At 53.7% G+C, this 26,553-nt stretch carries 27 protein-coding genes; 18 read left to right on the top strand and 9 right to left on the bottom strand.

Features of this window, described 5'->3' with window-relative positions:
- Positions 1–39: 39 nt before the first annotated feature.
- The 11 genes from urtA (at position 40) to K5L82_RS08545 (ending at position 10,653) form a co-directional block, all read left to right on the top strand.
- Positions 40–1,218, top strand: coding sequence for an urea ABC transporter substrate-binding protein (gene urtA, locus K5L82_RS08495; RefSeq protein ID WP_262492621.1), 1,179 nt, complete (start codon positions 40–42; stop codon positions 1,216–1,218).
- An 84-nt stretch (positions 1,219–1,302) separates the two neighbouring features.
- On the top strand, positions 1,303–2,229 hold the full coding sequence (gene urtB / locus K5L82_RS08500; protein WP_133006177.1) for an urea ABC transporter permease subunit UrtB: 927 nt from the start codon (positions 1,303–1,305) through the stop codon (positions 2,227–2,229).
- A 9-nt stretch (positions 2,230–2,238) separates the two neighbouring features.
- Entirely contained in the window at positions 2,239–3,426 is a 1,188-nt protein-coding gene (gene urtC, locus K5L82_RS08505) for an urea ABC transporter permease subunit UrtC (RefSeq protein ID WP_133006178.1), read from the top strand.
- Entirely contained in the window at positions 3,426–4,184 is a 759-nt protein-coding gene (gene urtD / locus K5L82_RS08510) for an urea ABC transporter ATP-binding protein UrtD (protein WP_165950608.1), read from the top strand. The genes urtC and urtD overlap by 1 nt, the downstream gene beginning before the upstream one ends.
- A 2-nt stretch (positions 4,185–4,186) precedes the next feature.
- The gene (gene urtE / locus K5L82_RS08515) at positions 4,187–4,876 is read left to right on the top strand and encodes an urea ABC transporter ATP-binding subunit UrtE (protein WP_133006180.1); all 690 of its coding nucleotides are present in this window, start codon (positions 4,187–4,189) and stop codon (positions 4,874–4,876) included.
- Positions 4,877–4,933: 57 nt separating this feature from the next.
- Entirely contained in the window at positions 4,934–5,980 is a 1,047-nt protein-coding gene (locus K5L82_RS08520; protein WP_223133821.1) for an aliphatic amidase, read from the top strand.
- A 15-nt stretch (positions 5,981–5,995) separates the two neighbouring features.
- Entirely contained in the window at positions 5,996–7,039 is a 1,044-nt protein-coding gene (locus K5L82_RS08525) for an AAA family ATPase (protein WP_223133822.1), read from the top strand.
- Between the two features lie 136 nt (positions 7,040–7,175).
- On the top strand, positions 7,176–8,408 hold the full coding sequence (gene fmdA / locus K5L82_RS08530; RefSeq protein WP_133006183.1) for a formamidase: 1,233 nt from the start codon (positions 7,176–7,178) through the stop codon (positions 8,406–8,408).
- 6 nt (positions 8,409–8,414) lie between these two features.
- Positions 8,415–8,768 (top strand): zinc ribbon domain-containing protein, encoded by a 354-nt coding sequence (locus tag K5L82_RS08535; protein WP_133006184.1) that lies wholly within the window; start codon positions 8,415–8,417, stop codon positions 8,766–8,768.
- 200 nt (positions 8,769–8,968) lie between these two features.
- Complete coding sequence (locus K5L82_RS08540) at positions 8,969–9,667, top strand: DUF3592 domain-containing protein (protein ID WP_223133823.1); 699 nt, start codon at positions 8,969–8,971, stop codon at positions 9,665–9,667.
- Between the two features lie 65 nt (positions 9,668–9,732).
- Positions 9,733–10,653 (top strand): formylglycine-generating enzyme family protein, encoded by a 921-nt coding sequence (locus K5L82_RS08545; RefSeq protein ID WP_223133824.1) that lies wholly within the window; start codon positions 9,733–9,735, stop codon positions 10,651–10,653.
- Here K5L82_RS08545 and K5L82_RS08550 read toward each other — a convergent pair.
- The 3 genes from K5L82_RS08550 to K5L82_RS08560 are packed head-to-tail and all read right to left on the bottom strand — an operon-like array spanning position 10,650 to position 16,111.
- Positions 10,650–13,157: a LysM peptidoglycan-binding domain-containing protein gene (locus K5L82_RS08550; protein WP_223133825.1), complete on the bottom strand. Its 2,508-nt coding sequence runs from the start codon at positions 13,155–13,157 to the stop codon at positions 10,650–10,652. The genes K5L82_RS08545 and K5L82_RS08550 overlap by 4 nt on opposite strands.
- Positions 13,141–14,016, bottom strand: coding sequence for a DUF4123 domain-containing protein (locus K5L82_RS08555; protein WP_262492548.1), 876 nt, complete (start codon positions 14,014–14,016; stop codon positions 13,141–13,143). The genes K5L82_RS08550 and K5L82_RS08555 overlap by 17 nt, the downstream gene beginning before the upstream one ends.
- Positions 13,979–16,111, bottom strand: a complete 2,133-nt coding sequence (locus tag K5L82_RS08560) for a type VI secretion system Vgr family protein (protein WP_223133827.1) — start codon at positions 16,109–16,111, stop codon at positions 13,979–13,981. Before K5L82_RS08560 ends, K5L82_RS08555 begins: the two co-directional genes overlap by 38 nt.
- 170 nt (positions 16,112–16,281) lie before the next feature.
- Between K5L82_RS08560 and K5L82_RS08565 the strand changes: the two genes are divergently transcribed.
- The 6 genes from K5L82_RS08565 (at position 16,282) to K5L82_RS08590 (ending at position 21,278) form a co-directional block, all read left to right on the top strand.
- On the top strand, positions 16,282–16,710 hold the full coding sequence (locus K5L82_RS08565; RefSeq protein WP_223133828.1) for an SRPBCC family protein: 429 nt from the start codon (positions 16,282–16,284) through the stop codon (positions 16,708–16,710).
- 69 nt (positions 16,711–16,779) lie between these two features.
- The gene (locus K5L82_RS08570; RefSeq protein ID WP_223133829.1) at positions 16,780–17,505 is read left to right on the top strand and encodes a YebC/PmpR family DNA-binding transcriptional regulator; all 726 of its coding nucleotides are present in this window, start codon (positions 16,780–16,782) and stop codon (positions 17,503–17,505) included.
- A 35-nt stretch (positions 17,506–17,540) separates the two neighbouring features.
- Positions 17,541–18,287 (top strand): glutamine amidotransferase, encoded by a 747-nt coding sequence (locus K5L82_RS08575; protein WP_262492549.1) that lies wholly within the window; start codon positions 17,541–17,543, stop codon positions 18,285–18,287.
- A 39-nt stretch (positions 18,288–18,326) separates the two neighbouring features.
- Complete coding sequence (locus K5L82_RS08580) at positions 18,327–19,772, top strand: phospholipase D family protein (RefSeq protein ID WP_223133830.1); 1,446 nt, start codon at positions 18,327–18,329, stop codon at positions 19,770–19,772.
- 97 nt (positions 19,773–19,869) lie between these two features.
- Positions 19,870–20,271, top strand: a complete 402-nt coding sequence (locus tag K5L82_RS08585; protein WP_223133831.1) for a PA2779 family protein — start codon at positions 19,870–19,872, stop codon at positions 20,269–20,271.
- Positions 20,272–20,417: 146 nt separating this feature from the next.
- Positions 20,418–21,278: a PA2778 family cysteine peptidase gene (locus K5L82_RS08590; protein ID WP_262492550.1), complete on the top strand. Its 861-nt coding sequence runs from the start codon at positions 20,418–20,420 to the stop codon at positions 21,276–21,278.
- 12 nt (positions 21,279–21,290) lie between these two features.
- Here K5L82_RS08590 and K5L82_RS08595 read toward each other — a convergent pair whose 3' ends face one another.
- Both K5L82_RS08595 and thpR read right to left on the bottom strand, forming a co-directional pair.
- Positions 21,291–21,968 carry a class I SAM-dependent methyltransferase gene (locus K5L82_RS08595; protein ID WP_316933380.1) on the bottom strand — a complete coding sequence of 226 codons (678 nt, stop codon included), beginning with the start codon at positions 21,966–21,968 and terminating at the stop codon, positions 21,291–21,293.
- 23 nt (positions 21,969–21,991) lie between these two features.
- Positions 21,992–22,522: an RNA 2',3'-cyclic phosphodiesterase gene (gene thpR, locus K5L82_RS08600; RefSeq protein WP_223133832.1), complete on the bottom strand. Its 531-nt coding sequence runs from the start codon at positions 22,520–22,522 to the stop codon at positions 21,992–21,994.
- A gap of 125 nt (positions 22,523–22,647) precedes the next feature.
- Here thpR and K5L82_RS08605 point away from each other — a divergent pair, with 125 nt between their 5' ends.
- Positions 22,648–23,703 (top strand): alpha/beta hydrolase, encoded by a 1,056-nt coding sequence (locus K5L82_RS08605; protein WP_223133833.1) that lies wholly within the window; start codon positions 22,648–22,650, stop codon positions 23,701–23,703.
- Between the two features lie 28 nt (positions 23,704–23,731).
- On the opposite strand, the gene K5L82_RS08610 is transcribed toward K5L82_RS08605, so the two are convergent.
- From K5L82_RS08610 to K5L82_RS08625, 4 genes are all read right to left on the bottom strand, one after another.
- On the bottom strand, positions 23,732–24,217 hold the full coding sequence (locus tag K5L82_RS08610; protein ID WP_223133834.1) for a DUF4442 domain-containing protein: 486 nt from the start codon (positions 24,215–24,217) through the stop codon (positions 23,732–23,734).
- A gap of 101 nt (positions 24,218–24,318) precedes the next feature.
- Positions 24,319–24,927 carry a LysE/ArgO family amino acid transporter gene (locus K5L82_RS08615; protein ID WP_133006203.1) on the bottom strand — a complete coding sequence of 203 codons (609 nt, stop codon included), beginning with the start codon at positions 24,925–24,927 and terminating at the stop codon, positions 24,319–24,321.
- A 33-nt stretch (positions 24,928–24,960) separates the two neighbouring features.
- Entirely contained in the window at positions 24,961–25,545 is a 585-nt protein-coding gene (locus K5L82_RS08620; protein ID WP_223133835.1) for a CPBP family intramembrane glutamic endopeptidase, read from the bottom strand.
- 3 nt (positions 25,546–25,548) lie between these two features.
- Positions 25,549–26,403, bottom strand: a complete 855-nt coding sequence (locus K5L82_RS08625) for a crotonase/enoyl-CoA hydratase family protein (RefSeq protein WP_223133836.1) — start codon at positions 26,401–26,403, stop codon at positions 25,549–25,551.
- Positions 26,404–26,553 lie beyond the last annotated feature (150 nt).

A 26,553-nucleotide genomic window follows, 5' to 3' on the forward strand; every position in this document is an offset into this window, starting at 1 on the left:
GGGTTTCGAAAGAGCCTGATGACACTGGCGGCGTCCGTCATGCTGGCCACATCTGTACAAGCGGCCACTCCAAGCACCGCTGAGGTCAACACCACAGGGTTAGCGGTTACGGACGACACGGTCACGGTCGGCATACTGCACTCGATTACCGGCACGATGGCAATCAGCGAAATTGGCTCAGTGCAGGCAGAAAAGCTCGCCATCGAACAGATTAACGCCTCCGGCGGTGTACTCGGTCGCCAGATTGAATTTGTCCAGGAAGACGGGGCCAGTGACTGGCCTACTTTTGCAGAAAAAACCCGTAAGTTGCTGCGTCAGGACAATGTAGCGGCTATTTTCGGTGCTTGGACCTCCGCATCTCGTAAAGCCATCCTGCCAGTGATTGAGCAGTTCAACGGCATGCTGTACTACCCCACTTTCTACGAGGGCCTGGAACAGTCTCCCAACGTTGTCTACACCGGGCAGGAAGCTACTCAGCAGATTCTCGCGAGCATCGACTGGGCAGTTGAAACCAAAGGTGCCAAGACATTCTATCTTTTGGGCTCGGATTATATCTGGCCACGTACCTCCAACAAGATTGCCCGCAAGCACATCGACAAGCTGGGTCTGAAAGTGGTGGGTGAAGAGTATTACCCACTGGGCCACACCCAGTTCAACTCGGTTATCAACAAGATCAAGCTCAAAAAGCCGGACGTTATCTTTGCGTCAGTCGTGGGCGGCTCCAACGTGGCGTTCTACAAGCAAATGAAAGCCGCTGGTGTTGATTTCACCGATGAGAAACCTCTGCTGCTGACCATCTCTGTGACCGAGGACGAAATCCGCGGTATCGGCGGTGAGAACGTAGAAGGTATCTACGCCTCCATGAAGTACTTCCAGAGCTTGGACAACGCCAACAACAAAGACTTCGTAGCAGCCTTCAAGGAAGCCTACGGCGATGACATGGTTATCGGTGATGTTACCCAGGCAGCCTACCTCGGCCCATGGTTGTGGAAAGCAGCGGTTGAAAAGGCCGGTTCCTTCGATATCGACAAGATCCGCGAAGAGTTCGCTGGCATTGAATTCGACAAGGCGCCAGAAGGCTATGTGCGTATCCACGAGAACCATCACCTGTGGTCCAAGACCCGCATCGGTCAGGCCCAGCTTGATGGCCAGTACAAAGTGGTTCACGAGACTGAAGAGCTGATGGAACCCGACCCGTTCCCTGAAGGTTACCAGTAAGTTTGGATAGCCGGCGCCCTTAGGCGCCGGCATCTATTGCCTCTAAAACGTTAAGCATATTGGTTTGATCGGGGAGTAAGCGTCATGTTCGATGGCTACACCAGCAGTGAATTGATGTCGATATTTGCCATGCAGGGGTTTGCCGGGCTCTCCCTGTTTTCAGTGTTCGTGCTGATGGCTCTGGGCCTTGCGATCATCTTTGGACAGATGGGGGTGATCAACATGGCCCACGGGGAGTTCATGATCCTCGGTGCCTACACAACCTATCTGACATCCGGTTTTTTCCAATCCTATCTGCCAGGCTTTTTCGGCGGGTACTTCTTTATCGCCATGGTTCTGGCCTTCCTGATTTGTGCCGCACTGGGAGCACTCGTTGAGTGGCTCATGATAAGGCATCTCTACCACCGACCACTCGACACTCTGCTCGCGACATGGGGCCTGAGCCTGATTATGCAGCAGGCGTACCGCTCTATCTTTGGCGCCCGGGAAGTAGGCGTTGATCTGCCGGAGTGGATGATGGGTGCTATTCAGGTGACCGACATGGTCGACCTGCCAATTAACGGACTGTTCGTCATGGTCATTGCCCTGTCGGTTGCCGTGGGTGTGTATCTTCTGATGTACCGCTCCGGCTATGGCAAAAAGGTTCGCGCCGTGGTCCAAAATCGGCCAATGGCAGAATCCGTGGGCATCAACAGTGCTGGCATAGACCGAGCTACTTTCGCTCTCGGCTGTGGCATTGCCGGTATTGCCGGAGCGGCATTCACCATGATCGGGTCAACCGGCCCATCCTCAGGCCAGGCGTACATCGTCGATACCTTCCTGGTTGTGGTGTTTGGCGGCGCCCAAAGTCTGATCGGCACCATCATTTCTGCCTTCGGTATCTCACAGGCTCAGTCCACCATGGAGTTCTTCCTCAGTGGTTCCATGGCCAAGGTACTCACCCTGCTGGTTGTGATCGGAATTCTGATGATACGTCCGGAAGGACTCATGGCCTTGAAGGTCCGTCGCTAGGAGATTGTCATGAAGCATTCATCCCTTATGAAGTGGTTTGTTTCCCGAGAGGGGCTGTATTACCTCGCACTGGCTTTCCTGCTGGTGGTTATCCTGCCGCTGGCTCTGGATCCGTTCCGACTGAATATGGTGGGTAAATACCTGACCTACGCCTTCGTCGCGATTGGCCTGGTCATGTGCTGGGGTAAAGCGGGCATCCTCAGTCTTGGCCAAGGTGTGTTCTTTGGTCTGGGCGGATACTGCATGGCCATGTTCCTGAAGCTGGAGGCCTCCACGCCGGAGGCCACGGCTATTCAGTCCACGCCCGGTATTCCGGATTTTATGGACTGGAACCAGCTCACCGAGCTGCCGTGGTTCTGGGAACCGTTCCACAGTTTCTCGTTCACCTTGCTGGCGGTAATTGGTGTGCCGGTTCTGCTGGCGTTCGTCATCGGCATTGCCATGTTCACCCGACGCGTGGGCGGCGTTTATTTCGCCATCATCACTCAGGCCATTGCTGCGGTGCTGACCATCCTGATTATCGGACAACAGGGCTATACCGGTGGCGTGAATGGCATTACCGACTTGCAGACTTTGATGGGCTGGGACATCCGTACCGATGAGGCCAGGAATATTCTGTATTTCGTCTGCGTCGGCATGCTCTTTCTTTGCCTGTTCGCAGCGCGTCTTGTTCAGAACCGAAAACTGGGCCGCATCCTCGTCGCCATGAACGCCCAAGAGATGCGGGTGCGCTTCTCAGGCTATGACGTGGCGGCCTTCAAGATCTTTGTATTCTGCCTGGCTGCGGCGTTCGCCGGCATTGGCGGCGCTCTGTTCACCCTTTTGGTGGGCTTCATGTCGCCATCGTTCATCGGCATCGTTGCCTCCATCGAAATGGTCATCTTCTGCGCCCTTGGCGGCCGGTTGTCCATCCTGGGTGCTGTCTACGGTGCCCTACTGGTCAACGCCGCCAAGAGTGGTTTCTCCGAATCCTTCCCAGAGCTTTGGCCTTTTGCCATGGGCGCCCTGTTCATCGGTGTGGTGCTGGCTTTCCCGAACGGCCTGGCGGGGCTCTACAAGAGCTACGTGATGCCTCTGGAAAATAAGGTCTTCAAACGCAGCAAGAGTAAAGCCGCACCTGTGGTGGCCAAGCCGGCTGCTGAACAGGCCGAGGGTTTTAGTCCGATGGCAGGCACCTACAGTCCGGAGAAATCGTGATGAGCACAAGCAAGAGCAACAGCGGGGATTTTCTACTGGCGGTTGAGGGCCTGACCGTCTCCTTCGATGGCTTCAAGGCAGTCGACGACTTGTCCTTCTACCTCGACCCTAAGGAAATCAGGGTCATCATTGGCCCCAACGGCGCGGGCAAGACGACGGTGCTGGATCTGATCTGCGGAAAAACCAAGGCGACGTCCGGTTCCATCAAGTTTGCGGGCAAGGAGCTGACCAAACTCAAAGAGCACCAGATTGTCCATTCGGGCGTGGGCCGGAAATTCCAGACTCCGTCTGTCTTCGAGGACCTGACGGTGTTTGAGAACCTTGAGGTGTCTTATCCCCAAGGCCACAGCGTTATGGGTGCACTGGCTTTTAAGCGGGATGAGGCGGTTATTGAGGCGGTGGAAGATGTGGCGAAAACCATCTTCCTCACCGAAGCCCTACATGAACCTGCCGCACTGCTCAGCCACGGCCAGAAACAGTGGCTGGAGATCGGCATGCTACTGATTCAGAAACCGGATTTGTTGATGCTGGATGAACCGGTGGCAGGCATGTCTGTGGCGGAAAGGAAAAAGACGGCGGAGCTGCTCCGGGTGATCACCAAGAGCCATACGGTTCTGGTGATTGAGCATGACATGCAGTTTGTCGGCGACATCGCCGACCGGGTCACCGTCATGCATCAGGGCAAGGTTCTCTCGGAAGGGTCCATCGATCATGTGAAATCGGACCCTAAAGTCATCGAAGTCTATCTGGGGCACTGATCATGTTGAGCATCAAACATCATTTGGTGGCTTACGGCCAAAGTACCATCATCCAGGACCTTAACCTGGATGTGAAAAAGAACGAAATTGTCGCTGTGGTTGGCCGCAATGGTATGGGTAAAACCACGCTGATGAAGTCCCTTATTGGCATGACTCCAACCAAAGGTGGCGAGGTCAGCCTGGATGGCACGGATCTGACCCGACTTAAAAGTTATCAGCGTGTACGCGCTGGTCTCGGTTTTGTCCCTCAGGGGCGGATGATCTTCCCGACCCTCACCGTGAGGGAAAACATTGAAACTGGCCTCGCCGCGGTCGGGGAGAAGAAGGTGCCAGAAGATCTGTACGAGATGTTCCCGGTGCTCAAGGAAATGCAAAACCGACGCGGCGGCAACCTGTCTGGCGGCCAGCAGCAACAGTTGGCCATCGCGCGCGCACTGGCCACCCGGCCCAAGGTGCTGCTGCTTGATGAACCTACTGAAGGCATTCAGCCCAACATCATCAAGGAAATCGCGCAGACGCTGCGGCGCATCCGCGATGAGCGAGGGCTGTCGATTGTGGTGTCAGAGCAGGTATTGAGTTTTGTGATGGATGCTGCGGACCGGATTCTGGTGATCGAGAAAGGCGCGATCGTCCATGAAGAGAGCCGGGCTGAAGCGAATCAGGAGAAGATTGCCAGTTATCTGGCTGTTTAATTTTAGGGGAAGCCGCTGAGGCGGGTGTCATTTGCAAAAATTCCAGGAGAGTAGTCTATGAGACACGGTGATATTTCCAGCAGTAACGATACCGTTGGCGTTGCGGTAGTGAACTACAAGATGCCGAGGCTACATACCAAGGCTGAAGTGTTGGATAACGCCCGCAAGATTGCGGAGATGATCAAAGGCATGAAAGTCGGCCTGCCGGGTATGGATCTGGTGGTGTTCCCGGAATACAGCACCATGGGCATCATGTACGACAATGACGAGATGATGGAAACCGCGGCTACGATTCCCGGTGACGAAACGGCCATTTTCTCCGCAGCGTGCCGTGAGGCCAATACCTGGGGCATTTTCTCCCTGACCGGTGAGCGCCATGAGGATCACCCGAATAAGGCGCCTTACAACACTCTGATTCTCATCAATAACGAAGGTGAGATTGTTCAGAAATACCGCAAGTGTGTGCCTTGGTGTCCGATTGAGGGCTGGTATCCGGGTGATACCACTTACGTCAGCGAAGGTCCGAAGGGTATGAAGATCAGCCTGATCATCTGTGATGACGGCAACTACCCGGAAATCTGGCGGGATTGCGCCATGAAGGGTGCCGAGCTGATCGTCCGTTGCCAGGGCTACATGTACCCGGCCAAGGAGCAGCAGGTGCTGATGTCCAAGAGCATGGCCTGGGCGAACAACTGCTATGTGGCGGTCGCGAACGCATCCGGCTTTGATGGGGTTTACTCTTACTTTGGCCACTCCGCAATCATCGGCTTTGACGGTCGCACGCTGGGCGAGTGTGGTGAGGAAGACATGGGGATTCAGTATGCCCAGCTTTCGATCAGCCAGATTCGCGATGCTCGCGCCAATGATCAGTCCCAGAACCATCTGTTCAAACTGCTGCACCGGGGTTACACCGGTGTTCACAACTCCGGTGACGGCGACAAAGGGGTAGCAGACTGCCCGTTCGATTTTTACCGCACTTGGGTGATGGATGCCCAGAAAGCCCAGGAAAATGTCGAGGCGATGACGAGGAAAACTGTCGGCACCGCCGAATGTCCGGTGGGCTCCCTACCGGTCGATGGCAAGGAAAAATCTGCAGGGGCTTAAAGCCGGGAGAAGCTGATGCCGTGTATCAATGATCGGCTGGAAGCCAATCGGGAAGCCATTGACAAGAACCGGGCCGCCTCAGGCCCGGTTCGTGCTTCTCGGTTCCGCTTTGAGCCCGATACTGTTATGTCCCGTTTGCGGGAGAACATTGTGGGCCAGGATGAAGCCCTGACTGCGATGGAATCCATGCTGGTGCGGGTGAAGGCCGATATCGGTGAGGAAAATCGACCGCTGGCGGTTCACCTGTTCCTTGGCCCCACCGGGGTTGGTAAAACCGAAACCGTACGCCTCATCGCCGAAGCCATTCATGGCAACCGGGATGGGCTGTGTCGTATCGATATGAACACTCTGGCCCAGGAACACTACGCGGCTGCACTTACCGGTGCACCGCCAGGCTACGTGGGTAGTAAAGAAGGCCACAGCCTGTTTGACCTGGATAAGGTTCAGGGCTCGTTCAGCAAGCCAGGCATAGTGCTTTTCGATGAAATCGAGAAAGCCAGCAAAGAGGTGGTCCGCACCCTGCTAAACGTACTGGACACCGGCCGGTTGATACTCCCCTCCGGCAATCGGGAGATCGATTTTCGCAACACCCTGATTTTCATGACCAGCAACGCCGGCGCACTGGATGCCGAGGCGCATCACCAACGTTATCAAACGGGCTGGCGCCGTTGGTTCGGATTATCACCCGATCAGGGAGAGTCCCTACGTGATACCGCCCTGCGTCGTCATTTTGATCCGGAGTTTCTGAACCGGATTGATCAGATTCTTACGTTCAACAGTCTTACGGATAACTGGCTGGAAGCTTTGCTGGACATCGAATTGGCGGGTCTTAATCGGCGGCTGGGCAAAAAACACGCCGAGTTGTATCTGTCGACGGAGCTTCGGACCGAACTGTCCCGCGGCTACGATGCCCGTTACGGCGCCCGGGAGATGTTGCGAGCTTTTCGCCAGCGTCTGGAACCAGCGGTAGCCAGAGCCCTGCTGGCGCATCCTGACTGCAAACGATTTGAAGCCAACGTACAGAACAGGACCGTTACTGTGCACCAATACGTCGAATGACGTAGGCGCTGGGGGCATTTCGCGAATACCACCACAGGCAGCGATCGCCGATAGTGAATTACGTCAGCGCAGAAGCCATCAGGCACTGCGCATCACCGGTTTGAACCATGAAGTCAAGAAACTAGGAGCGCCCGTTATGGCCGAAACCCTTATCAAGATCGACAGAAGCAAATCCGCCTACGAGAATGAGCAAATTCATAACCGTTGGCACCCGGACATCCCCATGGCGGCGACGGTCAAGCCGGGGGACGATTTCGTTCTGGAATGCTACGACTGGACCGGTGGGCAAATCAAAAACGACGACTGCGCTGACGATATCCGGGACGTGGATCTGACTCAGGTGCATTTCCTGTCTGGACCTGTTGCCGTCGAAGGCGCTGAGCCGGGCGATTTGTTAGAAGTGGACATTCTCGACATTGGAGCGTTCCAAGACAGCCAATGGGGCTTTAACGGCTTCTTCGCCAAGAAAAATGGTGGTGGCTTCCTGACAGAGCATTTTCCTGAGGCTCAGAAATCCATCTGGGACTTCAACGGCATGTTCACCAAATCCCGCCACATCCCAAATGTGGAATTCGCCGGCATGATCCACCCCGGCCTGATCGGTTGCCTGCCGTCCAAAGAAATGTTGATGGAGTGGAACCGTCGGGAGAAAGAACTCTACGACACCGAGCCAAATCGCGTACCCGGGCTGGCTAACATGCCATTCGCCGATACTGCGCACTTGGGCAAACTTGCCGGTGACGCCGCCAAAGAAGCCGCAACAGAAGCGGCCCGTACCGTGCCTCCCCGTGAACACGGCGGCAACTGTGACATCAAGGATTTGTCTCGGGGTTCAAAAGCTTACTTCCCGGTGTATGTGAAAGGTGCCGGCCTGTCGGTGGGCGATCTTCACTTCAGTCAGGGCGACGGTGAGATCACCTTCTGTGGTGCGATCGAAATGGCCGGCTGGATTCACCTGCGGGTAAATCTGATCAAGGACGGCATGTCCAAGTACGGCATCAAGAACCCAGTGTTCAAGCCCAGCACCATCAAGCCTCGTTACGAAGACTATGTGATCTTTGAAGGCATTTCGGTGGATGAGCAAGGCCAGCAGCATTACCTGGATGTTCAGGTAGCCTATCGCCAGGCCTGCCTGAATGCCATCGAATACCTCACCAAATTTGGTTATACACCGGCCCAAGGCTATGCCCTGCTCGGCTGCGCGCCGGTGGAAGGCCATATCAGTGGTGTGGTGGACGTACCCAATGCCTGTGCAACCTTGTGGCTGCCAACGGAAATCTTCGACTTCGACATCAACCCCACGGCTGAAGGTCCGAAGAAGATGGTTACCCCGGGCACCGACGTACCCCTGTCACCAGACAAGGAGTAATAAACCATGCCGTTGTACGACTACAAATGCCAAGAGCACGGCTTATTTCAGGAACTGGGCACCATGGCAGAAGCCGGACATCCGGCAAACTGTCCTGAATGCAAGGTGCTGTCACCACGGGTGATTGTGTTGCCGCCGGAGATACTGGCCATGGACCCGGCTCGGCGCAAGGCTCAGGCCCGCAATGAAAAAGCCAGGCATGAGCCTATCATCTCCACTGCCGACCAACGTGCACGGGATGCTGAGCACCGGAAAAGTTGCGGTTGCAAGAAGAAGTCAGCCGGCAAACACATGCTGTTCTATACCGCTGACGGGAAAAAGATGTTCCCTTCCATGCGCCCCTGGATGATCAGTCATTGATTGATCGCGTGTAATCGGCCACTTAATTAGCCCCTTCGGGGGCTTTTTTGCCTTCGCGCCTGTTTTTCCGAACAAAAGAATTTGCGGATTAGCCTGCAGGATTTCGTCAGCATTTGACGGTATAATGTCGCCCGCAAATAAACCGCCCCAAGGTAGGGGCGCTGAAGCCTTTATCTCAACGTTTAAAAAGGAAGATATCGTTGAAGACTATCAAGGTAATCAAATACGTTTTCTCGATTGTTGGTGCAGCACTACTGGTTGGTGCGATCATTCTATACAACAACACCACTTCATTTCTCGAGCGCTCCGAAACCGCCCAAGGTACCGTTGTTGAGCTGATACGCTCACGTTCCAGTGACTCTACCAGCTACTACCCTGTTGTTAGGTTCACGGCCGCCGAGGGTCAGCCAATCGAATTTCGCTCTAACTCCGGCTCCAACCCGCCTTCCTACAATCGAGGGGAGCAGGTAACCGTGTTTTATGAGCCAGCTAATCCGCAAGACGCCATGATTGACGGTTTCTTCTCACTTTGGGGCGGGGCCGTGATTGCTGGCATTTTAGGCTCTGTGTTTGGGCTGATCGGTGGCGGAATGGTGCTTCGTGGCGTAATCAAAGGCCGCTCAAAAGCCTACCTTCAGAAGAATGGCGTCGAAGTCCATGCCTCGTTCCAAAGAGTAGAGCAAAACACCAGCCTGACCGTAAACGGCCGCAACCCGTTCCGGATCGTATGCCAATGGCAGCACCCCCAAACCCGCGAGCTTCATGTATTTCGTAGCGATAATTTGTGGTTTGACCCGACTGATCATATTAGTCAGGAGAAGATTCCGGTGCTGGTGGATGAAGGGAATTTGAAGAGGTATTGGGTAGACACGTCGTTTTTGCCGAAATTGGCGGGGTGATTGGCTAGTTATTTTTTCGAGCGCTCTGTGAGTGATCGCGGGCTAAGTCATTACAAGGAAGATTCATGCGGTACCTGTTATTTTTTGTAGCAATTGTCCTGACGTCAAGCTGTACATCGGTGACCAGCGAGACATTGAGCGAATCCGAGATAGATGCAATTCAGACCCGAGTTGAGGAGCGCCACCCGGATTTGTCCCGGGCACAGCAAAAGGCTGTCACAGACTTAGTGGTTCGCGCCTTGGATAGCATGGTTTTTGTTGAGGGCGGAAGTTTCATGATGGGTGAGTTTGGCTGGCCATGTGAGCCGGGCTCTAGACAGCTTTGTAATACTGACATCTGGCCTGACAATGATCACCTTCACAAAGTAACCCTCGATGACTTTCACCTATCGAAATACGAAACAAAGCTGGGAGACTTTGACCTTTATCGAGACCTGATGGGTCGGGAGCCCTATGCCCCCGAACTGCGTTCTCGCGACGATCGGCAGCACTTGTTTGAGCCCAATCTGCCTGCGTGGACCAAGGCTTGGCAAGAAGCCAAGGACTACTGTCTGTGGATAGGGGCGCTGGCTGAGAGGGCTGTCGATCTGCCAACGGAGGCGCAATGGGAGTACGCAGCGCGAAACAGGGGCGATAAGGTTCTCGTTGCTACCAATAATGGCGAATGGCTTCCTGGAGAAAACGCGCCACCACATGATGGGATTCGGCGCCTGTATCCAGTGGATAGCTTCCCGGCAAATCCGTTGGGCATTCACCACCTGACATCCAACAGCGCCGAGTGGGTGAACGACTGGTATTCAGAAACCTATTATCAGGAGAGCCCCGAGAATAACCCGATGGGACCCGTATCTGGAGAAACCAAAGTAGTTCGGTCTGGTGGGTTTAATACATCAGCTAGCTCCAAAACTACTATACTCAGGGACAGTGCTCCGGCAGTTGAAAGGTCTTATTATCGCGCCCTGGGGTTTCGGTGCTCGCAGCATTAAGCCCATATTTCCCGTTGTGACTCGTTAAGCTTGGCTATTCGGATGGCCAAACGATCACCCTTCTGCTTTATTGGAATGGGAGTCCATGCCAAGTTCAATGAGCGTTTGCTGGGTTTTATTGCCAAATCTGACGTAATCCAGCGATGGAATTGAGATAGCTGGCTGTCTGAAGCACCGTCATCGAGTATTGCGACAAGAGTCCTCAGGCTGCCCATTGGATTCACTTTGCTACCATCTGGCGACATGTGCTCTAGTGTTTCAAAAAACTGCCGCCATGTTTTAATTTGAGACGTCAGGATCAGAAGGGCTTTCTCCTGATTTTCTTCCCAGCTGTCTAAAAACGTTTCACTCAAAGTATGCATCATTGCGCCTAAAGCTTCGGGAGGTAGCTGGCTGTATGGTAGGCCGTCCAGATTTAACTCTTCCAAACTTGAACAACTTTTTGCATGGGAAATTATTTTTATAGATAGGGCTTCGGCTGCCTTTTTCCGCTCTTTCCTCATCATCCAAAATTCATCGAAGCGTAACGCAGGGCATGTCAGCAGTTCTAGGAGGTTTTGGGTATCATCAGTAAACTTCAAATACAATGCTTTGGTCCACTGAGAGAAAAGCTCTTCGTCTATGTTTGCCAGAAAGTGGTAATCCGCTGCGGATAGAACCTCAAAGACAGTTTTGGCCAGATTCCAGATTTTGTCGGCTCCAATTTCACTCCCAAAAGAGCCGCTAGCTCCCGGGCCAAACACCAAGCGCCCCTTACACACTAAAACTATAGCGTTTCGAACTACTTTGAGTTGAAAATCAAACCCGGCTCCAGCGCCAAGTGCCAGAGTTCCGCCTGCCGATATCTTGAATAGATTTTGCCAGGCAGCATCGTTTTTATACTGCTCACTGGGATGCACCCAACTAAATTGCCCCCCCACTGCGCCTCCAGCCTCCGCGCCGGCAAACGCATTGCCAGTTACTGCAAGGCCTGCGGTGGGGCTTGCTTCAACTTTTTTCTTGTCAGATAACAGGAATGAGGCTGCGCCCGAAGAGAGTCTGGCGCTTGCTTCGCCACTGCCCCTTCCTCCAGCGAAACAGTTCAGAGTAATGTCTCCAGAGAATCGAAACGCCCCGAAGGCCATGTCCGTTAGTTCACCGTTACGATTTCTATAGGTGAAGCGGCAGTCCCAACCAGCCTCTTGTGGGACAAATACTTCGGCAAGTTTTATCTCGGCTTCCAGCAGCGCCATAGTCGCGCTCGCTTTGGTGCCTATATCGATCTCTCCTGTACTGAGATCGAAGGCATTTACTCCGGCGCTTGCCTGCATTGCAAAGCGCATGAGATGTGCTTCAGCGCTTACTTGGAAGTTGTTTTCGACGGGGCTTTCATCACCGCCGGATGACCACGTCAGTTTCGAGTGTTCTTCTCCGAGTAAATAGTGCTGGTCGCTGGTTTCTGCGAATGTTATCCCGATGTTGCCCGCAAGACTTTTTGCTGCATCTGCAGAAATGCCCTCTAAAATTTGGCCGGCGAGGATAGAACCTGTCGCAGATTTGTTTTTCAGAGTATTGGCTATGGCGCGGGTTTTCTTGACGTACCGAACCGAAGCATAAGTCGTCACCAAACGTTGGTAAGCCTCTCGCCGAATGTAATGCCAGCGCCCAGGGCGGCTGGCGATCATGATCTCAATGACACCGATGTTCTTGCGGGCCCTGCGACTTGCTACAATACCTTTTTCGGTGGTGTTCCCGTGTGAGGCTAAAAAGTCTGATGACTTTACGCCATTACCTTTCACCCCACTGGAAGCACTGCCTTCCTCAAGTTGCCGTACTAAAGTTTGCCGCTCTTCGCGCAGCATGGCCAAGCGCTTCTCTTTGGCCGCAGTTTCAACGTCTTCCCGCTTCTGCGCATCGTCGCTGACATAGGACATCAAATAGTCAGAATCGTAATCCTTGTACCACTTGATTTGTTCATCTATCGCAGCAATCTGTGAACTAATCTGTGAAGCTTTGTTTTCACTATCGTCTTCGCGTTCATCGGACGATGGCGCTATTACGCCCATTTTCTCGGCTTTTTGCATCCACCGTCGTTTAGGGCTCGGCTCACTATACTGCGGGTCATAGTTAGTGTTTTGAGCTTCTTTAAATTCTGCCATTAGCCCATCAACGAGTTCGACCTCTTGTAAAAGTTCTTTAGCCGCACTCTCTGGCAAGGCTACGCACCACTCGTCATCACTCGCTCCTGTGATGTGAATAATTTCGGTGTACTCTTCTGAGCACTCCCTGCAACTGGCTTGGCCTTTGGATTGATTATTAGTGGAACGAGGTGAGCGCAAGGTTTTAGAGCCATTTGCCCTAGCCGGCCCCCCATTCGCAGGGATTTTGAGCTCCCAGCCAATCTGAATGTGATCCTTGTTGGTGATCTGCGGATTGATGGCCTGCAGCTCTGCAATAGATGTTTGATGCTTAACAGCAATGGCAGAGAGAGTGTCTCCGCTTTGGACTCTATACGTTGTTTGCATAAACACTCTCCATCAAGCTTTCCATAGCAGTCAGTCGATCCATCGTGGGGAGCTCTTCATGGGAAAATACAGTGTGGACGGGCTCGTTAAGATAGAAGTTTTTACCGTATTGAATGGCCATTCTCAGCCAGCGCTCCAGTAACTCTGCATTAGCAAAGCCAGCGTTCTTTGCAGTATGCAGGGTGTCGAAAACCCAGCGTTCTGGTTCTTTGGACTCAAGCAGAGAGTCGCTGTAGTAGGCGGCATACCCGCATGCCTCACTAGCCAGCCAGTATAACTCTGAGCTTTGCAGTTCGAGTTGCGAAACCAATATTTCCTCAGGGCTGATTTCCAACCTGCTGACACCGTCTTTTGGCATTGCTTGGCGCCAGTTATGGGCATCATGCCACCACCAATGAGTGCCGGCGGACAGCAGTTTTTCACAGGCTTGATCGGCTAGAACACACAGCAATGGGCCAAACATTCTGGGTTCATGGAACCTCAGAAGCTGTCCAGACCCGGGATTGGACTCTGTTAACCATTGAGATAGGTGGTTACGGAGCTCATCCACAGGAATATCCGATTTAAACACAATACCTTGCGGCGAGGATTCAAGCCGGGAGCTCAGTTGCGCGCGAAAATTCGGGGCGTTGCTGAGGTAAACAAGTATGGGGCCATTGCCCCATTCAGCTTGCCAATTGGTGCCCTCGAAGAGGCTCCACCACTGAATCGGCTCACTTGTCATGCCCGCATAAATCTCGCCAAGAAGTTCGTCTGAGCTTGCTAGATCCAATATTGCGAAATCATAGTCGCAGGGTTTGGGCCCCCGTGGGGCTCTAGTTTCAAGTGTGTTGATGTAGTGCGCAGCGTCCATGCTCATCAAACTCGCAAGCAGTTACAGTTAATGCCCCTTCCCGGGCACCTTGTTTCAATAACGGTGCTTTGCCGCTATTCGCAGAAGCCAATGACCAGCGAGGCTCTTCAAGTGCGTTTTTCCGCTGAGGTGCCTCTGCTATGGGGCTAGTCGCATTATCTGGTTGCATATGATCAGCAATTATCGCCGGCTTCTCGGGCTTCTTGGCCCCAGCCGAACGCCCACTCCCCGGCCCGCCCCCCGAATTCATCCTCACCAGCGGCCCCGAAACCGTCACTCCACTTGGATCCACCTTCATAAAGCTTCCACCAGCTTGCAGCGTCACCTCGGCCCCTGCTTCGATCACGATCTTCATACCAGCCTTGTGGTGAATCTCACTACCGGCCTCCACCAATTGGTTTTTGCCCTGTCTACTGTGGTGGCTGCCATTTACGGTCAGGCTGTAATCGTCGCCGATTTTTTCCCGATACTCACCGTCTACCGTTGAGTGGTGGTTGGCTTTCACTTGGCTGAAGCCGTCGTTTTCCACGGTCAGATGGCTGTCGTTTTTGATCACTTCCGTGCGGTTGTTTGCCGTGAGCAAATCCAGATCTTTCTGGGCGTGCACGTAGACCTGTTCTTCCCCAGCTTCGTCTTCAAACCGCAGTTCGTTGCTGCCCTCCCCCTTGTGGGTTTTGGTTTTTAACGTGGTGCGGGTTTTGTGTTCGGGTAGCGCGTACGGTGGCGTGTTGGTGGCGTGGTAGGTGCGGCCCGTGATGATCGGCTGGTCCGGGTCGCCGTCAAGGAAGCTGACAATCACTTCGTTGCCGATTCGGGGCAAGGCCATAAAGCCATACTGGCCGCCAGCCCAGCCTTGGGATACGCGCAGCCAAGCGCTGCTGTGTTCATCATTCTTTGAATAGCGGTCCCACGGGAATCGCGCTTTCACGCGGCCGTATTGGTCGCAGTGAATCTCTTCGCCTTCCGGGCCAGTTACGATGGCCATTTGAGGGCCGTCCATCATGGGTTTGTGCCCACAGAGGGCGCGCCAGGTTTTATCGGCGGGAATGGCGGTGAATTCGTTGGCGTAGCTGGTCGGTTCGCTACCGCCCTCTTCTTCCAGCGCTTGCGGTTGTTTACCGGTGTGGGTGATGGCGGTCAGTAGCCATTCCCGGTTCAGGCTTTGACTGTCGTGGTCTTGCAGGTCGACTTTGGCTCCGGCGGCAAAATCCGGACGGTTGCTTTTGCCTTTGGCGACAGACGCATCATTTCTGAGTGCGTCTAATCGAGCCTGAGTATACGGCTGGCCGCTGGCGTCGGCTTTGTAGCGGCCAGGATAGTCATAGTGTTGGTAGTCTTCCCGGTGGTTCACGCCACCGGCACTCTGTTCATGCATTAGAGCGTAGGCAGGGTTCTTGAAGGTGTAGTCTTTCATCGCCACCGATGAAGCCCGCACCCTTTCTTCGTAGGCGAAGCTGTAGATGCAGGCCTGCTGGGTACTGCCACCAGCTTTGGTGTTACATTCTACCGGGTCTAGTTTGGGCGCATCACCGTGATGGTCGGCGATGATTAACGCCGGTTGTTCTCCACCGTCCAAGCTGCCGTGCTGGTAGCGGTAGTGCCAGCCTTCTTCGGCAGCGAGTCGTTCCAAGAATTTCAGGTCACTTTCGCGGTGCTGGACGCAGTATTCTCGCTCCTCGGGGGAGCGTTTAAGGTCGAACACCGTATCCACAATTCCTCGCTCTTCCAGCAACGTGCGCACAATGGCATCGGTGGTCTGTGCCTGGAAGATACGGCTGTTGTGCATTAAGCCCAAGCGCCACACGGGAGGCTGAATCACCACTTCGTAATGGGTGCGGCGGTGACCGGTGTTGCCCCGAACAAATTCGTTCACCACGCCGGTAAAGCGTCGTAGGGGCTGGCCGTCTTGCCACACCACCAGATCAACCGGCTGCTCCAGCACATCCGCTGCTTGCACATCGGGGTCGGTGCTGGCCAGTTTCAAACGGCCATGGGAGAGCGTGGATAAACCTTCGGTGAGCACAAAGCTGGCGACCACGAAGTGGTCTGAGAGGAATTCGCCAACACGGGCGGTGAACTGCAATCCGCTTGCCTGGGGCATAACTTCAGTCCCTGAAGTGTGTGATTTTGATCCTGCTCGTCCTGAGCAAGACGGATTATAACGGGAGCGACCTACAAGACCAACCACCCACTCGGCCTACTGGGCACCTTTTGTTAAACAGTGTGAACCGTTACTCTTGGACCAACATCAAAGAACGATAGAGAAGCAACATGCCTGTTTACACAATTGAGATCGATGAAACCTTCAACGTACCGAGCAAGAAAGTGTTTGCGCTGTTTGCAGACCACCACCGCTTTGGCAAAATGATTGGTGCGCCGGTCAAACGCATTAAAGATAGCCATCAGGCCGACCCGAATGGCGCAGGGTCGGTTCGTAAAGTAGGCTTGGGGCCTCTAAGTATCGAAGAGACAGTGCTTGAGTTTGAGCCCTATTCGTTGATCGAATACACAATCACCAGCGCCGGTCCGATCAAAAATCACATAGGTCGCATTCATTTCAGCGAAACCAGTGACGGCCAAACCCGCCTTCGGTACACCATCCGCTTTGAAGATGTCATTCCTCTGACAGGGAAGCTGATTCGCTCTTCACTGGAATTGGGCCTTCGCCGCGGAATCCGACGAGTTCCCGAACTGGCGTAACAAAGCTGTTGTATTGTCCTCAGGTTCAGTAAAATCACGCTCTTTATAGCAAGCAAGGGGCACAGAAATATGGGCAGAGCCTATCAGAATCGCAAAGAATCCATGGCCAAAACGGCTGCGGCAAAAACCAAGGTCTACAGCAAATACGGGCGGGAAATTTACATGTCGGCCAAGTCTGGCGGCATTGACCCTCAGGCCAACCTATCTCTGCGAGGGCTAATTGAGCGCGCGAAGAAAGACCAGGTTCCCACCCACGTTATTGAAAAAGCCATTGATAAAGCCAAAGGTGGCGGAGGCGAAGACTACTCCACCGCTCGCTACGAAGGCTATGGTCCGGGCAATTGCATGGTCATCGTTGACTGCCTGACTGATAACCCGAACCGAACCTTTGGCGATGTTCGTCTGGCTTTCACCAAAACAAAATGCAAAATCGGCACCCCCGGCGCTGTCGCTCACATGTTTGACCACTGTGCGATTTTTGTATTCAAGGGCCAGGACGAAGAAGCTGTCCTTGAAGCCCTGATGGAAGCCGATGTTGATGTCACCGATATCGAGAATGAAAACGAAACTATCACCGTTTTCACACCGAACACCGAATACGCCAAAGCCAAGCAGGCCTTGGAAGAAGCCTTCGAGGGCATTGAGTTCGAAGTAGACGAAATTCAATTCTTGCCTAAAACCACCACACCGGTAGAAGGCGACGATATTCCGATGTTCGAAAAATTTATGGATATGCTGAACGATCTCGACGACGTTCAGAACGTATTCCATAACGCTGAATTGCCGCAGGAATAATCTGCGCAACGCTTTAGCATCAGATGAGGTGCAGTATGGCTGGTACAAATGAGGGCATGAAGCCTCGGGTCGTGATCCTGAAAACGGGCACAACCTACCCTCAAATTAAAGATCAGTTTGGAGATTTTGAAGACTGGTTTGTAGCTAGGCTGTCCAGCCAACTGGACCTTACCATCGCTGACGTGACGCAGGCACTCCCACCCGGTCGCCCTCAGGATTGGCATGGCGTTGTCATTACTGGCTCCCCAGCCATGGTGAGCGACCGTGAGCCGTGGAGCGAGCAAGCCGCGGGATGGTTAAAAGAGGCCGTGCAGACAAACATTCCAACGTTCGGTGTCTGCTATGGCCACCAATTACTTGCCCACGCTTTGGGGGGGAAAGTCGGCTACCATCCACAAGGGCGCGAAACCGGCACACAAAACGTCACGCTGTTCGAGAACGCGCAAACTGACCCGTTGTTTCGTCATCTTCCCCCGCAGTTCTTCGCTCAATTGACCCACAAACAATCCGTTCTGGAGTTACCTCCCGAAGCAGTGCTGCTCGGCGCAACAGATTTTGAGCCACACCAAGCATTCCGGGTTGGCAACAATGCCTGGGGCGTTCAGTTCCACCCCGAGTTCTCCGATGACGTAATGAGAAGCTACCTCAAGGTTCAACAGCCCGAACTTGAAAAAGAAGGCCTCAACACCGAATCACTCCTAAATAGAGTCTCGCCCGCCCCTCAGGCCACTTGGCTTCTTGAGCTTTTCTCCGAGTGGGTTATCAATAAACAACGTGATTAAACGGCTCAGGACGGGCCCATTCGACGGATCGAAGCGACTATGACGATGAAGTTATTAGCCTGTATCTTACTATTGGTTTTGATCGCTTTGGGTGCGTGGCATTCCTACAAACCCCTACCGGAGGGCATTCGATATACAGGAAGCACCGTCCCTCTGCTTTCCCCTCGTCTGTTAACCGACACCACACGGCACTTTCCAAACGGCAAAACAACGCTAGACCACAAGATCTTTGATGAAGCATTGCGGCTGATCGCCCACGCTGAGCAGTTCATCTTAATCGACATGTTTCTTTACAACAGCACTGGCGCAGAGAGTGCAGAACTTCGCCCGCTGGCCCGTCAATTGACTAAGGCATTGATCAACAAAAAGCGGGCTATCCCAAACATCGATATTTTGGTGATTTCAGACCCTCTGAACACTTTCTACGGCGGCACCCGTTCACCCGAATTTGAGGCTCTGAAGAAAGCTGGCATTGAATTGATTGTCACCAACCTCAAACCTCTGCGTGACAGCAACCCCGCGTGGTCTGCCGTTTGGCGTCTTTGCTGCCAATGGCTTGGCAACGACCCCGACGGCGGTTGGCTGCCAAACGCCCTTGGTACCGAACAAACGACACTACGCAGCTATCTGGCGCTGCCCAACTTCAAAGCCAATCATCGTAAAGTTTTGGTCGCCGACTCAGGTGATCAGTTTCGTGCGCTCATTACCTCCGCGAATCCCCATGACGGCAGCAGCCGTCACAGCAACATCGGGCTCACGTTCAGCGGACCAGCCATAAAAGATGTGATTGAGAGCGAGCGCGCAATCGCCCAAATGTCCGGCGCCAACACGCAAACGTTTGACCGTTGGCTTAACCAAGCAGCCATCACCCAACAATCTGAACCCGGTTCGTCAGCAACGATAAAACTTCTTACCGAGTCAGCCATTCGCGATCAAGCATTGGACATGGTCGCCCGAAGCCAATCTGGCGAAACGTTAGATATCGCGATGTTCTATTTCTCTCACCGACCTATCATCAAAGCGTTAAAAGCCGCACAACATCGCGGTGTCACTATCCGCCTACTGTTAGACGCAAACAAAGATGCTTTCGGCCATGAGAAAAACGGAATTCCAAACCGCCCGGTTGGCCGCGAACTACACAAAGCAGGCCTTGCTGTGCGCTGGTGCAATACTCAAGGTGAACAATGCCACAGTAAGTTACTCACCTACACCCGCAACGATGGCCAGCTAGAACTGCTGCTTGGCTCTGCCAACTTTACGCGAAGAAATCTGGACGACCTGAATCTTGAATCCAATGTATGGCTGAGCGTGCCCAACGACCATCCGGTTGCCCGCACAGCCTCGGATTTTTTCGATCAGCACTGGGCAAACGAACAAACGAACAGCGCTCCTCTGAGCTTGCCCTATTCCGACTGGGCTGATGACTCCCGCCTGAAATACTGGCAATACCGTTTTATGGAAGCCACCGGTCTCTCAACCTTTTGACCTCTGTGCTTTTTATCCATGAACGTTTTGTATGTTGAATGGTAAGCCGGAGCATTCTAGGGTTAAGGGAACTAAACAAACGGGAAAGGAGCCTGCAATGAACGGCATTCGACGCTATGCCAAGCAGTTTTCGCTTGTGATGGCCATTCTAATGGCTTTTGCCACCACCTTTTCGGTCTCCGCCAGCGCTGGCATGGTCGGGACCGGCGAGTTGATTCAGCAGCAACAGGTCAACCTGGACCGCCAACAGTTGTTAAGCATGCTGGAACAGCAAGAGGTTAAAGAAAAACTCGCCGAGCTTGGTGTCAGTGAAGACCAAGTAGCGGAGCGAATCCAGAACCTCACGCCCGCCGAACTGGCTGACTTTGAACAACAGTTGGCCGAGGCCCCCACAGGTGAAGGCGTGGTCGGAATCATCGTTTTATTTCTGTTGGTGTTCATCATCACCGACATGCTGTGTGCCACTAACCTGTTCTCCTTCATCAATTGTATTCGCTAATCCTCTCCGTTTGTCAGACGGCATTTGCAAGATGCAGAAGGCTGTCAGCCCTTCTCGGGCTGCTCCTGCTGGTCGGGTGCGCAACCACTCCGCCCTGGCCTGATTCGCCCACCGCTGACCAAACGGACACAGACAGCCCGCAACTGTTGGCTGATGTTCCCTTTTATCCTCAAGAAAAGTATCAGTGTGGCCCGGCGTCATTAGCCACCATGCTGAACAGTCAAGGCCTTAGCACCGAGCCGGAAATTCTGAAAGAACTGGTCTATCTGCCCGAGCGGGAAGGCTCGCTGCAGGTTGAGATGGTTGCCGGTGCGCGGTCACATAACATGGTGGTTTATCATTTACAGCCAGACATCAAAACACTTCTGGCCGAAGTCTCGGCTGGCAACCCGGTGCTGGTCATGCAAAATCTGGGATTCGATTGGTGGCCGCAGTGGCACTTTGCGGTGGTTGTCGGATACGACAATCAGAACGAAACCCTGATACTCAATACCGACACCCGTAAACATCACCACCAGCCTTACAAAGTGTTCCACACAACCTGGAACCGGGCCGAGCGCTGGGCGATGGTAATCCTGCCCCCCGACAAATTACCGGCAACCGCCGAGCTTTTGCCCTGGCTACGCGCTGCCCACGATCTGGAGACCACCGGCCACACTCTAGCAGCCAAGACCGCGTATCAGACCGCAGAGCATCACTGGATGGATGAGCCCGCACCGCTTTTAGCTCTGGGCAACCTGGCCTACAGTCAAAATCGTTTTGGCGCGGCTGCCGACCACCTTCGCCGTGCAACCCTTCGATTTCCAGAGTTTGCTGATGGCTGGAACAACCTGGCTTATGCCCTCTCAGCGAAAGGTTGCCAGCAACAGGCAAATCAGGCGATGACCTGCGCAGCCAGCCTCGCCGGCGACCGTTTCAACGTCGCAAAATTCCTTCCAGACAACAGGTCACCCGACACCTCATCCGTATGCCCGGAACTGCCTGCCTGCCCGGCAGATACAGACTAGCCGCTCAGCGATTCAGAGCGGTTTTCGGAGCAGCACAACATCTTTAGCCGGACTGTCCATCTGCCAGCCATAGCGTTTGGCCAACCACTCAAACGTTTCTTCCCTATAAAAAACCACATGTGTAGGGTCACGCCGATAGTGCCAGTTGTCGAAACGATCATCGTCAGTCTGAAAGCAAGTCATAATGCCTAACACCCCACCGGGGTTCAGAAGACGGTCAAATTGAGCAAAGACCTTGGCCGGCTGAAACAGATGCTCAACCACCTCGGTGCAGGTCACGAAGTCATAGTTTTGCTCCAGTACAGATGCTTCTGGATAAAAGAACAGATCATATAGCGCAACCGAAAAACCTGCTTCTTCAAACATCCTGGCCAACGCCGGTCCCGGGCCGCACCCAAAATCCAGCCCCGTCGCTCCTTCCGGCAATCTTGCGATCATTGGAGCCGCCAGTTTCGACAAAAAACGCCGGTATCCCGCGTCATCAGGGTCGTTGTCGTGCAGCTGATACACTGCGCGCTCTTCATCTGGTGTTAACCGACATTCAGGCGCCATAATCGTAGCTTGGCAGTTGCCACACCGTAGATAGCGCTTTTGCTCTATTTCGCGGAACGAACCCAGCTCAGCCAACTCGCACACCGGGCACTTCATGAAACCTTTACTCACCAGTACATCCTCAATGGGCGTCGTCATGCTCGACGTTGCCAGGCCCTCATTTATAGGGGAAACCGCTTTAATACGGTATAAACAGAACCGTTTGGCCCTTGGGTACTTTCATACAAAACGAACTCCCGTACAGCCATAACACCAAAGCCAGCGTTATGCTCCGACTCGATCAAGGGCTTGACCGCCCCTGCATCCCGGCCAAACCGGCTCAGCGTAATGTGCGGTCGAAAATGGCGGTGTTCAACCTTAAAACCGGCCGCCACCAACAGATCCACTAATTGCCGATGCAGATGAACAACCAAAACCTCTGGCGAGACACCCGCCCAGAAGGTCTTTGGCCGCTCCGGCGAGCCAAAACACCCTAAACCGCTGACGGCAAGCTCAAACGGACTCGCCGACACGCCGCCTGCCGTATCAGACAACCGTACTACTGCGTTTTCAGCAACGTCCCCCAGAAACACCAACGTCAGATGCAGTTGTTCATAACGCTGCCAACGGGCAGACTCAACCGGCGCTTGAACCCTCAACAAACGCTCTTTAATGTCGGGCGCAATCTCAACACCAAAAAACACCTTGGGCATACGTGACCTCCTTTGGGCAACTGAGCCAATTGCAAACCATCGCAACTCTGAAATAGTTGCCATTATAAGAACATAACGCCAGCATATTAGGCATCGGAAAACGAGGCACCCATTAAGGAACACTCATGCTCTGGATTTTACTCGCCATCGTTGTAATGCTCGTTGTTGCCACCTTCCTGTTGTTTCGGGTTCAGGACCTTTCGCACTTTGACGGCAACGAATGGGCCATCAATGAAGTCTCTCCTCACCCCGCCCAAGACGAAGTGCTCTCACGGATAAAAGAGATGGGGCGTTCGTCCAAGGGGCTAAAAGGCAAAGCCAGATTAGCGGCTGTGCGTAACCATTTTGATCGTTTGGGGGCAGAGGCAGAAATCGAGTCTGAGATTCGCCCTTGTGCGCTGCCGAAAGGCGAGTGGGTGATTGCACCAGGGGTGAACACCCAACGCAGAGTGCTCTATATCCACGGCGGCGCCTGGTCCGTTGGTAGCCCGACCAGCCATCGCGCGGTGACCAATCGATTCTCCCAAGTTGCCAATGCCGCGGTGTTTGCTGTGGATTATCGATTGATGCCAGAACATCGCTTTATGGACGGCATCATTGACTGTCGGGAAGCCTACACTTGGCTTCTTCACCACGGTCCCGAAGGCGAATCCGAAACTGAGTTTATGGTCGTGGCAGGGGATTCTGCCGGCGGCAGCCACACTCTATCGTTGATCGCCTGGTTACGTGATAGCGGTTTACGCCAGGCAGACGCGGCGGTCGCCCTGTCTCCGTCGACAGACCTGACACTGACGGCCCCCAGTAATCGTGACAACATCCGAAGCGATGCCATGCTGGGGCCAATATTTGGCGGGCTTTCAAAAGTCCCTCTGCCGGTTATCTGGTGGGGCACACTGGCTGCTTTCCGATTGTCTCCGACCAACCCGGTCGCATCTCCGCTGCGTGGGAACCTTGCTAACCTGCCACCCACCCTGATTCACGCCAGCACTACTGAAATGCTGCTGGATAATGCGGCTCGATACGCCGCCAAGGCCAAGGCAGAAGGGTCGCCGGTGGAGCTACACACCTGGCAGCGCATGGTACATGTCTGGCAGATATTCACCCCGCTGTTACCCCAGGCCGAGGAAGCATTTGACGATATCGCGCGCTTCCTGAAGCGGGTCGAGGTGGGTTCTGAGTAACTAGCCGTTGGTCACGAATAGGCCCGGATCAGCTATTGGCCCGGGCTTTTTTCTTTCGAACGTATAGAACTTTATTCACTTTCGCGACAATCTCACCAGATTCATCGACGATATCGAGCGTCCACTCCGGCAAATATTTATCGCCGTTTTCCGTTGCCTGCCGGATTCCCTCCAACTTTGCTTCAGTCAGCTCAAAATGAGCCGTCACACGGCCTTTACCCGGCCTGATGAATTCGATGCTCGCCGCTTTATCCCAAACCACATAGCTGTTACCCAGCTTGCGCATGAGCAAAAGCATGTACATGGGATCAACCATGCTGTAGAGCGATCCGCCGAAATGAGTACCCACGTAGTTGGTGTTGTACCAACGCTGCTTCATTTCCACCGTGGCTGAGGAGAAATCATCCGCAATATGGGTAGCTTTGATGCCGGCCCCTAGATACGGAGCAAACATATTCATCATATGCCGCAGGGAGTTGGCACTGGCTAACCAGCGTCGAATGGTTGAATTCATCGGGTACCTCTGTGTATTGGGAGCCTTGCAGGCGTTTTATAGCGAGCTATCTTCCTGCAAGCTAATCGAAGACTCAACCCATTTTCATACAACCGTTTGATTTATTTCAGCCCCACGAATGCCAGCTGCATTGCAATTGCAAGCATCATCAAACCAATCAAACCATCGATAACACGCCAAACTCTCGGGCGTGACAGAATCGGCGCCATCGACGACCCGAACCACGCCAGCCCTCCGAACCACAACACCGACGCACTGCTCGCTCCCACCAAAAACCCATTAGCACTTGACTGTTGAGCCCCCACTGCCGGAACCAGCAACAAAGTATCCAAATAAACCTGTGGGTTCAGCAGGGTAACCGCCAAAGTCGTCAGTAAAACGCCTTTCAAACTGCGCCTTTTTTGCTGCTTTGCGGTCAGTGCCGCCCGGCCCCGTCCAACCCGAATGAATGCCTGAAGCGCCAACCAACCCAAGAACACCACACCCAGCCAGCGTAGAATCTCCAAGCCTTGGGGCATCGCAGTCAACGCAGCGGATACACCAAACATCCCCAAGGTGAACAGCACGATATCGGAGATCATGCAAACTCCGGCAGACCACCAATGATGCTCTCGACGGATAGCCTGGCTAAGCACATAGGCGTTCTGAGCACCAATGGCAACGATAAGGCCACCGCCCACCAGGAAACCGGTCAAATAGCTTTCAAACACGCATTATTCCTAATTCAGATCGTCAGAAGATGGTTATCGGCGGACGCCAAACCATGAAGGATAATTCAACAGAAAATACAGGGCCAACACATCGTATACAGCGTGCCAGACCATCACCATGATCAGACTGCCACTGAGTTGATAGGCGGTGCCCAAGACCAACCCCAATCCCGTTGCTATGACAAAATAGGTAAAAGAAACGTAGTGCACCAACCCGAATAGCAATGAAGCGACAATGACCGCAGTCCACTGCCCTGTGTACTGGAGCAACCCGCCTTGGATGGCACCTCGAAACAACAGCTCCTCACCCACCCCGGCCAGCAGGGATAATAGCAGAAGCACCGGCCAGCAATAACTCGCTGCAAACTTATACAATGCCTGCATTTGTTCACTGAGGCCGTCCGGGAAAAGCCTGGCCAGCTTGGTCAGTTGCAACAAAAACAGATAGGTCGCCGCGGCTCCCACGACACCATAAACGAACGCGTTGATCCAACCAACGTTGCCCGCCAGTACCGGAATATCAAACAACCAGAGCGCAATGGCCCCCACCACACCAATACCGCCCTGAAACAACAGGGCGGCGACTGAGGAGATTGAGGAACTTTGGCGCTTACTCATGAATCAGTTAGAAAACAGATCCTTGACCGGGAACAGGTCATCGTAGGCCGGGGCCTGTTTCTGAGCCTTGGCCTGGAAGGTTTTCATCATGTCGGTCGGGCGGAACATACCGGCCTGCCAGGTAGCCATATACTTCAAGCTGTCTTCGACGCTGTGGTCACGGCTAAAGTTCAGCATTTCTTTACAGCCGGTAACCGCCAGCGGAGAGTTGGCAGCAATTTGTGCAGCGATCGCCAGCACAACCTCAACCATTTCTTCCTGAGAGTCATACACACTATTCACAAAGCCAAGGCGTTGAGCTTCTTCGGCGCCAAATTTCCGGCCGGTGTAGGCCAACTCACGCACCACGCCTTCTGGCATCAGCTTCGGCAAGCGCTGCAATGTACCCACGTCAGCCGTCATCCCCAGCTCGGTTTCTTTAATGGTGAAATAGGCATCCTTAGTGCAATAGCGGCTGTCTGCCGCACACACCAAATCCAGTGCCCCACCAATGCAACCTCCGTGCACCGCTGCCAGCACCGGCAAACGAACCTTTTCCAAAGAAGTCAGAGTATCTTGCAGCTGCAACACCACGCGGCGCAAATTCTCAGCCATGCGGCCGGGGTCGCCACTCATAGGCACAGATTTCGGATCAGAAAACACCCCCAGATCCATGCCGGCAGAGAAATGCTTTCCAGTGGAAGAAATAACGATAGCCCGGGCATTGGTATTGGCCTCAATATCCTGCACGCAGCGAGGCAGTTCCAACCAAAACGCTTTGTTCATCGAGTTCATCGCCTCAGGACGGCTGAACTGCACATGCGCAACGTAGTCTGTGACTTCAATATTAAAGCTTTCGTAGGTGGCAAGTTCCGACACGGTGTGGCTCCTTTAAATATATGTTTTTATTACTGGCTGGTATTCAGCTCTGTATTCGTTAGCACGCACATTACCTCGAAACGAGTCCCTAGGGAACGCCCCTGAAACTTGCGAATCACGGAGGTCATGGTCCAGACTCACCACTAATAG

It is taken from the genome of Marinobacter sp. AL4B, from assembly GCF_019916045.1.
Classification (GTDB): Bacteria; Pseudomonadota; Gammaproteobacteria; order Pseudomonadales; family Oleiphilaceae; genus Marinobacter.

What these genes read in the sequence shown, in the direction of transcription:
- urtA (WP_262492621.1), top strand. Translation starts at nt 40, where the DNA reads ATGCTGGCCACATCTGTACAAGCGGCCACTCCAAGCACCGCTGAGGTC.
- urtB (WP_133006177.1), top strand. Translation starts at nt 1,303, where the DNA reads ATGTTCGATGGCTACACCAGCAGTGAATTGATGTCGATATTTGCCATG.
- urtC (WP_133006178.1), top strand. Translation starts at nt 2,239, where the DNA reads ATGAAGCATTCATCCCTTATGAAGTGGTTTGTTTCCCGAGAGGGGCTG.
- urtD (WP_165950608.1), top strand. Translation starts at nt 3,426, where the DNA reads ATGAGCACAAGCAAGAGCAACAGCGGGGATTTTCTACTGGCGGTTGAG.
- urtE (WP_133006180.1), top strand. Translation starts at nt 4,187, where the DNA reads ATGTTGAGCATCAAACATCATTTGGTGGCTTACGGCCAAAGTACCATC.
- K5L82_RS08520 (WP_223133821.1), top strand. Translation starts at nt 4,934, where the DNA reads ATGAGACACGGTGATATTTCCAGCAGTAACGATACCGTTGGCGTTGCG.
- K5L82_RS08525 (WP_223133822.1), top strand. Translation starts at nt 5,996, where the DNA reads ATGCCGTGTATCAATGATCGGCTGGAAGCCAATCGGGAAGCCATTGAC.
- fmdA (WP_133006183.1), top strand. Translation starts at nt 7,176, where the DNA reads ATGGCCGAAACCCTTATCAAGATCGACAGAAGCAAATCCGCCTACGAG.
- K5L82_RS08535 (WP_133006184.1), top strand. Translation starts at nt 8,415, where the DNA reads ATGCCGTTGTACGACTACAAATGCCAAGAGCACGGCTTATTTCAGGAA.
- K5L82_RS08545 (WP_223133824.1), top strand. Translation starts at nt 9,733, where the DNA reads ATGCGGTACCTGTTATTTTTTGTAGCAATTGTCCTGACGTCAAGCTGT.
- K5L82_RS08550 (WP_223133825.1), bottom strand. Translation starts at nt 13,157, where the DNA reads ATGCAAACAACGTATAGAGTCCAAAGCGGAGACACTCTCTCTGCCATT.
- K5L82_RS08555 (WP_262492548.1), bottom strand. Translation starts at nt 14,016, where the DNA reads ATGAGCATGGACGCTGCGCACTACATCAACACACTTGAAACTAGAGCC.
- K5L82_RS08560 (WP_223133827.1), bottom strand. Translation starts at nt 16,111, where the DNA reads ATGCCCCAGGCAAGCGGATTGCAGTTCACCGCCCGTGTTGGCGAATTC.
- K5L82_RS08565 (WP_223133828.1), top strand. Translation starts at nt 16,282, where the DNA reads ATGCCTGTTTACACAATTGAGATCGATGAAACCTTCAACGTACCGAGC.
- K5L82_RS08570 (WP_223133829.1), top strand. Translation starts at nt 16,780, where the DNA reads ATGGGCAGAGCCTATCAGAATCGCAAAGAATCCATGGCCAAAACGGCT.
- K5L82_RS08575 (WP_262492549.1), top strand. Translation starts at nt 17,541, where the DNA reads ATGGCTGGTACAAATGAGGGCATGAAGCCTCGGGTCGTGATCCTGAAA.
- K5L82_RS08580 (WP_223133830.1), top strand. Translation starts at nt 18,327, where the DNA reads ATGACGATGAAGTTATTAGCCTGTATCTTACTATTGGTTTTGATCGCT.
- K5L82_RS08585 (WP_223133831.1), top strand. Translation starts at nt 19,870, where the DNA reads ATGAACGGCATTCGACGCTATGCCAAGCAGTTTTCGCTTGTGATGGCC.
- K5L82_RS08595 (WP_316933380.1), bottom strand. Translation starts at nt 21,968, where the DNA reads ATGACGACGCCCATTGAGGATGTACTGGTGAGTAAAGGTTTCATGAAG.
- thpR (WP_223133832.1), bottom strand. Translation starts at nt 22,522, where the DNA reads ATGCCCAAGGTGTTTTTTGGTGTTGAGATTGCGCCCGACATTAAAGAG.
- K5L82_RS08605 (WP_223133833.1), top strand. Translation starts at nt 22,648, where the DNA reads ATGCTCTGGATTTTACTCGCCATCGTTGTAATGCTCGTTGTTGCCACC.
- K5L82_RS08610 (WP_223133834.1), bottom strand. Translation starts at nt 24,217, where the DNA reads ATGAATTCAACCATTCGACGCTGGTTAGCCAGTGCCAACTCCCTGCGG.
- K5L82_RS08620 (WP_223133835.1), bottom strand. Translation starts at nt 25,545, where the DNA reads ATGAGTAAGCGCCAAAGTTCCTCAATCTCCTCAGTCGCCGCCCTGTTG.